This is a genomic window from Pararhizobium sp. O133, assembly GCF_051669845.1.
In the GTDB taxonomy this organism is placed as follows: Bacteria; Pseudomonadota; Alphaproteobacteria; order Rhizobiales; family Rhizobiaceae; genus Pararhizobium.
This window is the reverse complement of the sequence record NZ_CP196426.1, coordinates 1,033,751-1,046,927: the sequence shown is the minus strand read 5'-3', so window position 1 is coordinate 1,046,927 and position 13,177 is coordinate 1,033,751. Positions and strand designations below refer to the sequence as shown.

Sequence of the window (13,177 nt, the reverse complement as noted above, 5' to 3'; positions counted from 1 at the left end):
CGGTTTTCGCTCCTTTTCGATCACCGTAAACGTTTACGGTACTATGAACGATTTTTGAAACGTGTCAAGAGATGAGCCGTTGGGAAGCGGAATCGCACGGTGGAAGCGGCTGGAATGACGGGCATACGCAGGCTTGCGCAGCATCTGGATATCTCGATCGGAACGGTGTCGCGCGCGCTGAACGGCCGCCCAGACGTCAACGAGGAAACCCGCAAACGCGTACTCGAAGCGGCGGCCGAACTCGGCTATGTGCCCAACCAGTCCGGCCGTAGCCTGCGTCAGGGCACGACCAATATCATCGGCTTCATGATGCAGACCGGCGCGGAGATCACCGGCCAGGGCGACACCTTCTTCATGAGCGTCTTCGATGGCGTCCAGACGGTCTTTGCCCGCCATCATCTTGACCTCGTCGCTCTGCTCTGCTCATCCGAGGAAGACCCGGACAATTATCTCCGCCGCGTCGTCGGCCGCGGTTTCGCCGATGGCCTGATCCTGTCGGCCACCCAGCGCCACGACCCCCGCTTCGAATTCCTCGCCAAGCGCAAGATTCCATTCGTGACGCTCGGGCGCAGCCTGACCGATGTCGGCCAGCCTTGGCTCGACCTCGATTTCGAGGGCATGGCGCAGATATCGATCGACCGGCTGGTGGCGAAGGGCCACCGCCGCATTGCCATCACCCGGCCGCACGACGACGTCAATCTGGGCTATCTCTTCGTCGACCAGAGCCGCAAGGCGCTGGAGGCCCATGGTCTCACGCTCGATCCCGACCTGATCTTTAGCTCCACCCCGAACGAAGCCGGCGGCTACCAGATCGCCCGGCAGCTTCTCGCCAGGAAGGACCGGCCGACCGCCATCCTGCTGGTCAACGAAACCATTGCGCTTGGCCTCTATCGCGGACTTAACGAAGCCGGCGTCAAACCAGGACGTGACATCGCCGTCATCGGCCGCCAAAGCCCGCAATCACATTTCCTGTCACCCAGCCTCACCGGCTTCAAGCTGTCACGGCGCGATCTCGGCATTGCACTGGCTGAAGCCCTTCTCGCCACCATGCCGGCATTCAGCCATTTCTATCCGAATGCGAGCTTGAGGAAAGTCTGGAGCGAGGATCTCGTCGAGGGCGAGAGCGACGCATTCACGCTGCCGGGCTGACGGCTCTCCGCAGTACCGGACGGGCCAGTCTTCGCGACTTGAACAACGGCCCCGGACGGTGCAAACCGATGGAACAGTTTTCGACATCGGAACCATCGCCCTATGCCAGGCCCCACCCTCGACCCTACCGGTACCGACCAGACCCTCCCAAAGAAGGCCGATGTCGTCGTCATCGGCGGCGGCATTATCGGTGTCAGCACCGCATTGTTCCTGGCCGAGCGCGGCGTCGATGTCGTGCTCTGCGAAAAGGGCGCGCTCGGCGGCGAACAATCCAGCCGCAACTGGGGCTGGGTGCGCGTCATGGGTCGCGACCGACGGGAAATTCCGCTCGCCATCGAGGCCCAGAAAATCTGGGACGGGCTCGATGCCCGCGTCGGCGGAAACACCGGATTTTGCCGCTCGGGCATTCTCTATATCGCGGAAACCGAGAGAGACCTCGCCAATCAGGCCAGATGGCTGAAACTGGCGCAGGCTCATGGGGTAGACACCCGTCCGATCGGTGCTGACGAAACCTTAAGTCTGATGCCCGGCGCGACGCGGCGCTACAAGGGCGCACTCTACACGCCGAGCGATGCACGGGCAGAGCCGCAAAAGGCCGTGCCGGCCATTGCTTCGGGCGCAAGAAAAGCCGGCGCCAGCATTGTCACCGGCTGCGCCGTTCGCGGCATCGAGAAAAGCGCGGGCCGCATCAGTGCTGTGATCACCGAGAAAGGCCAGATCGAAACCTCGGCCGTGGTTCTGGCCGGCGGCGCCTGGTCGCGGCTGTTCTGCAAGGGGCTGGATATCCGCCTGCCACAGTTGAAGGTGCGCAACACCGTGCTGCGCACCGGGCCGATCACCGGCGGACCGGATGGCGCCGGCGCGACCTCCACCTATGCCTACCGCAAACGCCTCGACGGCGGCTATACGATCGCCAATGGCGGCATCAACCAACACGCGCTGGTGCCCGACAGCTTCTCTTTCTTCCGGGACTTCCAGGCGGCGAAGAAAGCCGAGGGCGAAGCGGTTCAGGTCGGCCTCAGCGCCCGCAGCTGGCAGGAGCTTTTCGAAATCTCCGCCGTGCCGCTCGACCGTCCCGGCGCCTTCGAGAAACACCGCATTCTTGATCCGAAGCCGGACAGCAAGTCCGCCCTGATGGCGTTGAAAGCGGCTGCCGACGTCATGCCGGCGTTGCGCAATGCTGAGGTAGAGCAGGTGTGGGCGGGCCTAATCGACGTCACACCCGACGCCGTCCCAGTGATCTCGAAGCATGACGACATGCCCGGCCTCGTCATCGCCACCGGCTTTTCCGGCCATGGCTTCGGCATCGGCCCGGGTGCCGGCCATCTGGCGGCCGACCTCGTCACCGGCAACACGCCGATCGTCGATCCCACTCCGTTCCGCTTCAGCCGCTTCTCAGACGGAACACCACTCGAGATCGCACCGCCGGTCTGAGCAGGGCTATCGCATATGGAAAAGACCCCTTCTGGCCTGTCGGCCATCTCCCCCACAAGGGGGGAGAGACCCAGCCGCCGCCCTCGTTTCAAACAACGGGCCGGTCAGCGGGTTAAGCCCCTCCCCCTTGTGGGGAGGGGTTGGGGAGGGACTTTTCCATATGCGATAGCCCTGCGGTCTGAGGGACAGCTACCAGCGCAGCGACGCCGTGTGCACCGGCGCGTCCCAGAGTTCGGTCAAGCGATCGTCGAGCACAGTCACGGTGATGGAAATGCCGGCCATGTCGAGCGAGGTGACATAGGTGCCGACAAGGCTTCGGCTGATCGTGACGCCATGCGCTTCGAAAAACGTCCGCGCCAGCCCGAAAACGAGATAGAGCTCCGACAGCGGCGTGCCGCCGAGGCCATTGACGAACAGCAGGATCGATCGCCCGGAAAGCCCGCCAAAATCCTCCAGGATATGGCTACAGATCAGCGTCACGATCGATGATGCATCGGTGATCTGAGCGCGGGCGCGCCCCGGTTCGCCATGGATGCCGACGCCGATCTCCATTTCGTTTGGACCGAGCACGAAGGTTTCGCGCGTCGTCTGCGGCACTGTTGTTCCCTTGAGCGCGACGCCCATCGTCCGGGTTGCCGCAACCACGGCATCGCCGAGGCTTTTCAACTCCGGCAGGGCCGCACCCGCCTCAGCCGCTGCGCCGATGATTTTCTCGACCACCAGCGTGCCCGCCACGCCACGGCGGCCGGTTCCGCGCGCTGACCGTTCGACGGCGATATCGTCGCTGACGATAACCGTCTCGATGCGTCGGCTTGCATCGGCCGCCGCCATTTCGGCGGCCATTTCGAAATTCATGACGTCGCCGTCATAGTTCTTGACGATCAGCAACGTACCCGCACCATTATCGGTGTCGCGGATCGCCGAAAATATCTGGTCAGGCGTAGGCGAGGTGAAGATATGCCCGGTGCAGGCGGCATCCAGCATGCCAGGACCGACGAAGCCGGCATGCATCGGCTCGTGGCCGGCGCCGCCACCGGAAATGATGGCGACCTTGTCGACGCTCAGCGTCCGGCGGCGGACGTGCTTCCTTTCCGTGCCGAACGCAATGATATCGCCATGCGCGGCGACAAGCCCCTCCAGGCAATCCTGCGCCAGCGTGCCGGCGCTGTTCATGAATTTCTTCATCTCCCGCCCCCTGCCGCAATCGTAGCCAAGCAGGGCGAATTTTCCAGTGCTGTTCTCGGCGTTTCGGGATGGACCAAATCAGTCTCCCTCGCCGGTGATCGACACGATCTTCTGGATGAAGTCCTGGATGGCCTCATCGAGCAGCCGGTTCTTCCGCTCATCACCGAAATCGGCGACCATCACCGTCAATTGCCGCAGGCCGCCGGCATTGCCGAGATCCGGCAGCTTGCCGGGATGCGCCAACTGATAGGCTTCGAGGAAACGGTCCTGCTCGGCCTTGCTGACGTGGCAAACCTGGAAAACCGTCGCCAGATGCCGGGCGGGCAGCGGCGTGGCATAGCCGGGGCTGGTGATCTGGGTGACGAAGCTGCGATGTTTGCCGAGCGCCACGGCAAGGCGCTGGCGCGTACCGGACGGCCTGTTGTCGATAATCCCAGCCAGGATTGCCTTGTAAGCCACGATGGCATCTTCGTTTGCATCGCGTGCCATCAGCCGTCCACCCTCGCCTGCGCCAGCACCGTCCTTATGACGCCGAGTTGCACGGGAGCAACCGAAATTTGCGTCAGGCCAACGGCCAGCAGCCCCGGCAAACTGGCGGGATCGCCGGCCATGTCGCCACAGATCCCGATCGGCTTGCCCATGGCGCGAGCAGTCTTTACCGTCTGCGCGACCAGCCGCAATACTGCGGGCTCCGCCTGCCGGTAGAGACCGACGACGGCGGGATTGTCGCGGGCAGCAGCGGTCAGGTATTGCGCCAGATCGTTCGTCCCGAGCGAGAAGAAATCGGCCGAGGTGAATGTGTCGAGCATGATTGCGGCGGCGGGAACCTCGACCATCATGCCGATTTCCGGCATGCCGACCGCGACCTTCTGCGCCTCAAGGGCCGTGGCCTCTTCCTCGAAAATGCGCCGCGTATCGTCCACTTCATGGAGCACCGTCACCATCGGCAGAAGAACCTTCAGCGGCCCTAATACGCCGACGCGCAACAGGGCCCGCACCTGGACTCTGAGAATCTCGGGCCTTGCCAGAAGCAACCGGATGCCGCGCAGACCGAGAAAGGCGTTGCTTTCCTCCAGGCCGACGCCACCGAGCGGCTTGTCGCCGCCAAGATCGAACAACCGGATGGTGACCGGCTTGTCACCGGCCCAATCGAGCACCTGCCGATAGAGCTCTACCTGCTTTTCCTCGTTGAGGAGATCGGCGGGAGAGACGAGGAACTCCGTCCGCAACAGGCCGATGCCGTCGCAGGCACCGGGATCCAGCTTCTGGATTTCGGAGATATCGTTGATATTGGCCAATACCTCGATCGGTCCGTTTTGCAACGGCATCCTCGGCAAGGGTTTGGCCGTAGCACCAGCCGGAGAATCTGTCCCTCGCCTGGCAGCCGCAGCGATATCGCCGGCCTGCGGGTTCACGACGACGAGCCCGCTCGCGCCATCCGCAAGCATCGGCGTTTCGGCCTCGACCGCGAGATCGCCGAGCCCGACGACCATCGGCACGCCCTTGGCCCGCGCCAGAAGCGCGACATGGCTCGCCGTGCTGCCCGCTTCAAGCACGATACCGCCGCCGCCCGTCCAGTCATGACCGAGAAACAGGGTGGGCGCCATGTCTCGTCCAACGAAGATGGATCCCAGCGGAAAATCGGCGGAAGGGCTTCCCTCCAGCGCCCTCAGGACACGGTCGCGAATATCGATTACATCGACCGCACGTGCCTTGACGTCTTCATCGTCGGACTGTTCGAAGCCGGCAATATACTCCTCCAGCGCCGTCGCCCAGGCGCGTGCTGCATTCAAGCCTCGCCCAATATGCTCCACCGCCATGTCGCCAATCGCAGGATCGAGCAGCATCTCCACCTGGAACTCGATGATCTCCGCACTCAAGGGATCACTGTGCGTCATCAGGGATCCGAGGTCGGCGATAGCAATGCCTATCGCTTCCTGGAGCAGATCAAATTCGAGCGAAGGCGATACCCGGCCTTCCGAAAGCCTGATGGCGGCAGGCGCAACATAGGCGGGGCCGGTCGCATATCCCTGCCCGTTTCCCTGGCCCTGCAGCCTAAGCGCCCCGGACATGGGGTCTTTCCTCGGCGAAATCGTTGACGAACAGGGCCTCGAGCATGGCAATGGCCTCGTCGGCCCTGAGACCATGCGCCCGGATACGCAGGGTCGATCCCTTGCGGATGCGCGCGCCCATCACCTTGACGATGCTCTTGGCATTGAGCCAGAGGCCGGACCTATTCACCTCGATCTCGATCGTGCAGGGAAAGCTCTTGGCCAGTCGCGTGAAGACGACAGAGGGGCGGGCGTGCAGGCCGACGCCATGGGTGATCAGCAGCTCGACCGCGGCATTGCCACTGGTGGAACCCGTCCCATTCAAAGCCCTGTGCCCATTGTCCGTCATGATGGCGACAGCTCCTGCGCCGTCGCCACGACCTTGGCCAGCGACGCGCCACCGGACGCCTCGGCGGCGGCGATGACGGCACCCTCGACGATCGGTGCATTGCAGATGACAATGCGCGAGGCGCGCTCCTCGCCGCTCATCTCGATCGCCATTTCGCTGTTGGTTTCGGCACCGCCGAGATCAACGAAGATCGCCACGCCGGCCTCGGACCAGGCCTCGTCGATCGCCTTCAGGATCGCGCCGGTATCGGTTCCGAGCCCACCGGCCGGATTGCCGCCGCACCAGGCGAGCGGCACGCTTTTTCCCACCATCTGGCGCACCATGTCGGCAGCGCCCCTGGCGACGAGCGGAGAGTGAGAAACGATGACGATGCCGACATTCTCTCTGACAGTCATTCGATGCCTGCCTCCGCCAGTTCCCGGCAGATAACGGCGGCGAGAAGCGCGCAACTGGCGGCACCGGGATCCATGTGACCGATGGAGCGCTCGCCCAGAAACGAAGCCCGCCCGCGCATGGCTTTCATGTCGATTGTCATTTCGGCAAAACCTTGAACTTGCTGAGCCAGCAGGCGAAGAGGCGTGTGGCTTATCATCTCGTCACGGACAGGGTAAAGAACATCGAGCAGCGTTTTTTCGCCGGCGGACGACTTGCCACGCCGGGCGACGGCGGCGACGGCCTGAGACAAGGCATCCGGCCAACTGGATGTGTGCCGCAGGGCAGAACCCAGCTCCAGAAGGAGCGTACCGTAAAGAGGTCCCGCCGCGCCGCCGATGCTCATCACCAGCGTCGTCCCGGCAGCCGTCATCGCGTCCGCGAGCGACATGGCCGCCAGTTGCCGAGTTTCGCCTGCCAAGGCATCCAGCCCGCGCCGCATGTTGGTGCCGTGATCACCGTCGCCGATGGCGCGATCAAGATCGCAGAGATCGGCTTCCCGTTCGACGATGGCGTCCCGGCACGCCGCGATCACGCGGCCGATCAATGCCGCCTGGTCGATGACCGGCCGGGGTTCGTCCACAGCGATCATGCCGGCTCCAGCATGCCGGCAACGGCGGCGAAGACTTCGGCGACGGCATGCGCGCCGGGGTCCATCACGCCATCAAGATCGCTTTCGCCAATATAGGCGGACCGTCCGGCCTTGGCCTTGCGCATCGCCTTCGTTGCCTCCGCGCCTTTTCGCGCCGCCTCCGCTGCGGGACGAACGCCACCGTTCGCCAAGACATGCAGCGCCGGCGACAGGGCATCGACCATGGTGCGATCCCCCGGATGCGCGCCGCCGTAAAAAGTCATGCGGTCCAAACCGGCCAGAAGGGCGGCAGAGAGTGTCGCCCCGTCACCGCTCGCCTTGCCGGCTGCGGTGAAGAAGATAGACAGGAGCACACCGCTCGATCCGCCCATGGCGGTTGCCAAGGTCTCGCCGATTACGGCCAAGAGTGCTGCTCTGTCGGCAAAGGGCAAGCTGCCCGCCTGCGCCAGAATGCTGCGGGCGCCGGTCGCCACCGTCGAGCCGGTATCGCCGTCGCCCGCCTTGGCATCCAGCCTGTTGAGGTCCGCCTCCAGTCCGATCAGCCGCTCGCAGACCGAGGCAACGACGCGCTCAACCGCCGCATCGCGGCTGGCAGAGACGGCTGCAACCGCCTTTGCCGCCTTCGGCGCCGGCAGGATCGCCACATCCCGGGGTGCCACCGCCGGCAACCAGGCGTGCGGCGCAACGGGCGCGAGCAAGGCCTTCCGACGCTCCGCGTCGAGCCGGATCAGCGACAACGATAAGCCGTTCATGTTCAAGGCCGTCATCAAAGGCCCCGGCCCGATCGTCAACGCGACACGGGAAGCAAAAGGCGAGGAGAGAACAGCATTGGCGATCAGCGACATTTCCACCGGGGGCACGGCACCGAGATTGTTGATCAGCAGCGCATAGTCACCATCGGACTTCATCGCGGCAGACAGCCGTTCCGTCATGATGGTGATAATGCTGTCGGCATTCTGAACCGTAATCTTCTCGACGCCGGGCTCGCCATGGATGCCCAGCCCCAGCTCTCCCTGGTCATCCGCCAGCCGGTCCTCGTAGGGCTGGCCGGGAATGGAGCAGGACGAGTAGGACACGCCAAGGGAAACGATATCGCCAGCCGCAGCCTTCGCCGCCGCCGCGACCGACGCGAGGCTCTCCCCGCTTTCGGCCAAATGACCGGCGATCTTATGGACGAACAGCGTGCCGGCGACGCCGCGCGGCTGGTTTATCTCCGGCAGGGCGATGTCGTCGGCGACGATCACCATATCGACATCGAAACCTTCGGCCCGCGCCTTTTCCGCGGCAAGGCCGAAGTTCAGCCGGTCGCCGGTGTAATTCTTGACGACCAGCAGGCAGCCCGGCTTGCCGGTGACAGCCCGGATCGCGGTCAGCACCGCATCGACGCTGGGCGAGGCGAAGATTTCGCCCGACACGGCCGCCGTCAACATGCCCTTGCCGACAAAGCCGGCATGCGAGGGTTCATGGCCGGCGCCGCCGCCGGAAATCACGGCGACGCGGGACTTGTCCCAATCCGCACGGACGATCACCTTGATATCCGGATAGCTGTCGAGGCGCGCCAGAGTGCCCGGCGCCGACGTTCGCAACAGCCCGTCCAGCGCCTCGGTGACGATGGTTTCCCTGCGGTTGAAGAAATGTTTCATGGCAGTCATCCAGTCCGTTTTCGACCTGCATCCTTCCGCCGTGGCGTGAATGATGCAACCTCCGTGTTTGATTATACAATCCGTTGTCCGTCCGATCCGAAATAGAGCGGATCCTTCAACATCAAGGTGATCTTGTCGCCCGGCATGACCGGCACATAGGGGTTGGCCAGCGTAACCAGCTTGTGCCCGCCGATGCGCATGTGCAGATGGCTCTGGTCGCCCAGATGCTCGATCCAGTCGATCTCGGCATTGGCATTCCCGTTTGCCGCATGAATTTCGAGATGCTCGGTGCGCGCCCCGATGGTCTTGGTTCCTCGAGGCGGCTGGCCGCCCGGCACCAACCCTTCCGGGATGAGATTGATGTGCGGCTGACCGAGCCTTGCCGCCACGTGCAGGTTGACGGGATTGCTGTAGATCTCGCGCGGCGTGCCGAGCTGGACGAGTTCGCCCTCATTCAGGATGCCGATCCGATCCGCCATGGTCATGGCCTCGATCTGGTCATGGGTGACGTAGAGCAGCGTAGAGCCGAGTTCGCTCTGGATGCGCTTCAGTTCCAGCCGCAACTCGCCACGCAGCTTGGCGTCGAGCGAGGACAGCGGCTCGTCCATCAGGTAGATCGACGGCTTGCGCACCAGTGCCCGCCCGATGGCGACGCGCTGCATCTCGCCACCCGACAGCCGGGTCGAGCGGTTTTCGAGTTTGTGGTCGATCCGCACCATCCTTGCGACGTCGCGGACGCGCCGGTCGATTTCGTCCTTGCCGAGCCGCCGCGCGGGCGAACGTAGCGGAAAAGCCAGGTTCTCGTAAACGGTCAGATGCGGATAGAGCGAATACTGCTGGAAGACGAAGGCAACGTCGCGCCCGGCTGGCGCCGCATCGGCCATGTCCTGTCCGCCGATGGTCACGCGTCCCTTGTCCGGCTTTTCCAGACCGGCGATCAGGCGCAATGTCGTGGTCTTGCCGGCCCCTGTCGGGCCGAGCAGCACGACGAACTCGCCGTCGCGAATGGTCAGCGTCAGGTTACGGACGGCCTCGCTGTCACCGAAGGACTTGGAAATGTTCTGGAGCGAGACCTCAGCCATGACGGGCCTCCGTATAAAGAGAGGATTTGACCGCGCGACCGGAGGCACAATCGAACAGCGACAGTTTCTCGCTGTTCAATTCCAGCCCGACAGTCTCGCCGATCTTGAAGGTATGGTCAGCCGGGACGCGCGCCTTGAGCAGGCCCTTGCCGGTTTCGACAGCAACGATCTGGTTGGTGCCGAGATATTCGGCACCATAGACCGAGCCGCGAAGCGCCGAGCTGTCACTGAAACGAATATGTTCCGGGCGCACGCCGAGCGCCAGCTCACCGACCGCCATGTCCTGGCGCACTTCCGGAAGAGCGATCTCCACGCCATCCACCGAAACCGACCGCACGCCGATCTGAAGACCTGACGTGAATTTCAGGAAGTTCATTGGTGGTGAGCCGATGAAATCGGCGACATACATCGACGCCGGGCGATTGTAGATTTCCTGCGGTGTTCCGAATTGCTCGATGATGCCGTGGTTCATGACGGCGATCTTGTCGGCCATGGCCATCGCCTCGTGCTGGTCATGGGTGACGTAAACAGTCGTGGCGTGAATGCGGTTGTGAAGCTCGCGCAGTTCATGCACCATGACCTCGCGGAATTCCGCATCCAGCGTGCCCAGTGGCTCATCCATCAGGAAGCATTTCGGCCGCCGCACGATCGCACGACCGAGCGCCACCCGCTGGCGGTCGCCGCCGGCAAGGCCGGAGACGGATTTGTCGAGAATGTGGCTGATCTGCAGGAGCCTTGCCGTCTCCTCGACGCGCGCCTTGATTTCCGCCCTCGGCACGCCCTGCGACAACAGTGGAAATCCGATATTCTTGCGCACGTTCATGTGCGGATAGAGCGCGAACAGCTGGAACACGAAGGCAATGTCGCGTTCGCTGGCGCGGTTGAAGGTGACGTCCTCGCCGTCGAGATAGATCTTGCCGCTGGTCGGCAATTCGAGACCGGCGATCATCCTGAGCGTCGTCGTCTTGCCGCAGCCCGAAGGCCCGAGCAGCGCCAGGAACTCTCCGTCCTCGACGGTAAAGCTCGAATCCTGCACCGCGACGAAATCGGCAAACTGCTTGCGCAGGTTTTCAATCCGGATTTCAGCCATGGGTCACTCCGGAAATTTCGACACGATGATGAACATGACGGTGCCGACCAGAAGCGTCACCAGCGAATAGGTGTAGAGGATCAGCGCGAAGGGCTGGAACAGCATGAGGAAGCCGATGGCGATCAGCGCCGTCGCAATGTTTTCCATCGGCCCGCGCCGGAAAAAGAACGGCCGTTTCTTCGTCAGTTTCGTTGTCTCGACGGTCATTTGCGCACCGCTCCGAAGGTTATGCCGCGCAGCAGTTGCTTGCGCAGGAGGATGGTGAAGACGAGGATCGGCACGAGGAAGATGGTCGTTCCGGCGGCCACCGCCGGCCAATCCTGTCCACCCTCGCCGATGATCGTCGGGATGAATGGGGGCGCCGTCTGCGCCTCGCCGGAGGTCAAGAGCGCGGCAAAGGCATATTCGTTCCAGGCGAAGATCAGGCAGAAGATGGCGGTTGCCGCGATCCCGGTCGTCGCCTGCGGCAGGACGACCTTCCAGAAGGCCTGCAGCCGCGTATAGCCGTCGATCATCGCCGCCTCTTCGTATTCGCGCGGGATTTCGTCGATGAAGCCCTTGAGCAGCCAGACGGCGAGCGAGACATTGACGGCGGTGTAGAGCAGGATCATGCCGAGCGCCGTATCGGAGAGGCCCAGCTCCCGGTACATCAGGAAAATCGGAATGGCGACGGCAATCGGCGGCATCATCCGCGTCGACAGGATGAAGAACAGGAGGTCATCCGCCAGCGGCACCTTGAAGCGCGAGAACCCGTAGGCCGCCAGCGTTCCGAGGAAGACGGCCAGGAATGTCGAGCCAAAGGCGATCACCAGCGAATTGACGAAGCGCGGCAGGAAATTCGATGGGCCGGCGATCACCATGTTGCGCTTGCGGGTGACTTCGTCGCAGGTGCTGGTCGGGGCCGGCAGGGAAGCGATGTAATCGGGCGTCTGTCGGGTGCGGGTGGTGAAGAGATTGCAATAGCCTTCGAGCGTCGGCGAGAACAGGATCTTCGGCGGATAGCTGATCGAATCCGGCGGCGACTTGATGCTGGTGAGGAAAATCCAGGCCAGCGGCACCATGGTGATCAGCGCATAGAGGATGACGATCGCACCGGCGATGCGCTTGGTCGTGAGGCTCGGCTCGACGACCGAATGGGCTGAGTTGACGGCGCTCATCGTTGCTTCACCTTGTTGAGTGCTTTCACATAGATGTTGGCCAGACCAAACACCGCGACGAAGAGAACGATGGCAAAGGCGGAGGAGCGCCCCGTCGCCCAGGCCTCGAAGGCCTGGCGCTTCAGCGTGATCGAGGCGACCTCGGTGACTGAGCCAGGTCCGCCACCGGTGAGCAGTGTCACCATGTCGAACATCTTGAAATTCTCGATGCCGCGGAAGAGCACGGCCAGCATGATGAAGGGCAGCGCCATCGGCACGGTGATCGACCAGAACTGCCGCCACGCGGAAGCGCGATCCACTTCTGCTGCCTCGTAGATATAGTCAGGAATGGAGCGCAGCCCGGCGAGGCAGATCAGCATCACATAGGGCGTCCACATCCAGGTATCGACGATGATGATGGCCCAGGGCGCCAGCGACACATTGCCAAGCATCTGGATCTGTGTCGTCGGAATGCCGGTCAGGAACGACACGGCATAGGCGAACAGCCCGATCTGCGGCTCGTAAAGAAAGCGCCAGAAGTTGCCGACCACCGCCGGCGACAGCATCATCGGGATCAGCACGATGGTAGTCCAGAAGGCATGGCCGCGAAACTTGTGATCGATGAGATAGGCAAGCACGAAGCCGATCACCATCTGCAGCAGGATCGTCCAGAACACGAAATGCGCCGTCGTCTGCATCGCCTGCCAGATATCAGGATCGTTGAGCACCCGCTCGTAATTTCTGAGGCCCACACCCTCCACCACCGCATTCGGCCGGTTGGCGCGAAAATTGGTGAAGGACAGATAGACGGCCCAGAGCAGCGGGAAGATATTAATGGCGAGCAACAGGGTGATGGCCGGCGCGATGAACAGCCAGGCGATCGACCTGTCGGACAGGCCCCTGACGCGAATCGCAATCGGTATCGGCGTGGCTTTCGCCGCCACCTCTGCCGCCTTGTCGACGATGGAAGAATTGGAAAGGGTCAAAACGTCACCTGGTCTTCATGGACATGATCAAGCTGGCGGCCCGGTCGT

At 63.1% G+C, this 13,177-nt stretch carries 14 protein-coding genes; 2 read left to right on the top strand and 12 right to left on the bottom strand.

Annotated features, from left to right (window positions below):
* Positions 1-114 precede the first annotated feature (114 nt).
* Complete coding sequence (locus ACST81_RS04825; RefSeq protein ID WP_438751711.1) at positions 115-1,149, top strand: LacI family DNA-binding transcriptional regulator; 1,035 nt, start codon at positions 115-117, stop codon at positions 1,147-1,149.
* A gap of 102 nt (positions 1,150-1,251) precedes the next feature.
* Positions 1,252-2,583: an NAD(P)/FAD-dependent oxidoreductase gene (locus tag ACST81_RS04820; protein WP_438751709.1), complete on the top strand. Its 1,332-nt coding sequence runs from the start codon at positions 1,252-1,254 to the stop codon at positions 2,581-2,583.
* Between the two features lie 189 nt (positions 2,584-2,772).
* Here the strand turns inward: ACST81_RS04820 and dhaK are convergent, their stop codons facing one another.
* The 12 genes from dhaK to ACST81_RS04760 all read right to left on the bottom strand — a co-directional run bounded on the left by dhaK (position 2,773) and on the right by ACST81_RS04760 (position 13,129).
* Positions 2,773-3,768, bottom strand: coding sequence for a dihydroxyacetone kinase subunit DhaK (gene dhaK, locus ACST81_RS04815; RefSeq protein ID WP_438751708.1), 996 nt, complete (start codon positions 3,766-3,768; stop codon positions 2,773-2,775).
* Between the two features lie 78 nt (positions 3,769-3,846).
* Complete coding sequence (locus ACST81_RS04810) at positions 3,847-4,257, bottom strand: hypothetical protein (protein ID WP_438751707.1); 411 nt, start codon at positions 4,255-4,257, stop codon at positions 3,847-3,849.
* Positions 4,257-5,840, bottom strand: coding sequence for a putative PEP-binding protein (locus ACST81_RS04805; RefSeq protein WP_438751706.1), 1,584 nt, complete (start codon positions 5,838-5,840; stop codon positions 4,257-4,259). Before ACST81_RS04805 ends, ACST81_RS04810 begins: the two co-directional genes overlap by 1 nt.
* The gene (locus tag ACST81_RS04800; RefSeq protein ID WP_438751705.1) at positions 5,824-6,168 is read right to left on the bottom strand and encodes an HPr family phosphocarrier protein; all 345 of its coding nucleotides are present in this window, start codon (positions 6,166-6,168) and stop codon (positions 5,824-5,826) included. Before ACST81_RS04800 ends, ACST81_RS04805 begins: the two co-directional genes overlap by 17 nt.
* Positions 6,165-6,563, bottom strand: a complete 399-nt coding sequence (gene dhaM / locus ACST81_RS04795) for a dihydroxyacetone kinase phosphoryl donor subunit DhaM (protein ID WP_438751704.1) — start codon at positions 6,561-6,563, stop codon at positions 6,165-6,167. The genes ACST81_RS04800 and dhaM overlap by 4 nt, the downstream gene beginning before the upstream one ends.
* Complete coding sequence (gene dhaL, locus ACST81_RS04790) at positions 6,560-7,192, bottom strand: dihydroxyacetone kinase subunit DhaL (RefSeq protein ID WP_438751703.1); 633 nt, start codon at positions 7,190-7,192, stop codon at positions 6,560-6,562. Before dhaL ends, dhaM begins: the two co-directional genes overlap by 4 nt.
* Positions 7,189-8,835, bottom strand: a complete 1,647-nt coding sequence (locus tag ACST81_RS04785) for a dihydroxyacetone kinase subunit DhaK (protein ID WP_438751702.1) — start codon at positions 8,833-8,835, stop codon at positions 7,189-7,191. The genes dhaL and ACST81_RS04785 overlap by 4 nt, the downstream gene beginning before the upstream one ends.
* Positions 8,836-8,906: 71 nt before the next feature.
* Positions 8,907-9,917, bottom strand: a complete 1,011-nt coding sequence (locus tag ACST81_RS04780; protein ID WP_438751701.1) for an ABC transporter ATP-binding protein — start codon at positions 9,915-9,917, stop codon at positions 8,907-8,909.
* Positions 9,910-11,007 carry an ABC transporter ATP-binding protein gene (locus tag ACST81_RS04775; RefSeq protein WP_438751700.1) on the bottom strand — a complete coding sequence of 366 codons (1,098 nt, stop codon included), beginning with the start codon at positions 11,005-11,007 and terminating at the stop codon, positions 9,910-9,912. Before ACST81_RS04775 ends, ACST81_RS04780 begins: the two co-directional genes overlap by 8 nt.
* A 3-nt stretch (positions 11,008-11,010) precedes the next feature.
* Positions 11,011-11,214, bottom strand: coding sequence for a hypothetical protein (locus ACST81_RS04770; protein ID WP_438751699.1), 204 nt, complete (start codon positions 11,212-11,214; stop codon positions 11,011-11,013).
* Complete coding sequence (locus ACST81_RS04765) at positions 11,211-12,164, bottom strand: carbohydrate ABC transporter permease (protein WP_438751698.1); 954 nt, start codon at positions 12,162-12,164, stop codon at positions 11,211-11,213. Before ACST81_RS04765 ends, ACST81_RS04770 begins: the two co-directional genes overlap by 4 nt.
* Positions 12,161-13,129 carry a carbohydrate ABC transporter permease gene (locus tag ACST81_RS04760; protein WP_438751697.1) on the bottom strand — a complete coding sequence of 323 codons (969 nt, stop codon included), beginning with the start codon at positions 13,127-13,129 and terminating at the stop codon, positions 12,161-12,163. Before ACST81_RS04760 ends, ACST81_RS04765 begins: the two co-directional genes overlap by 4 nt.
* Positions 13,130-13,177: the final 48 nt, after the last annotated feature.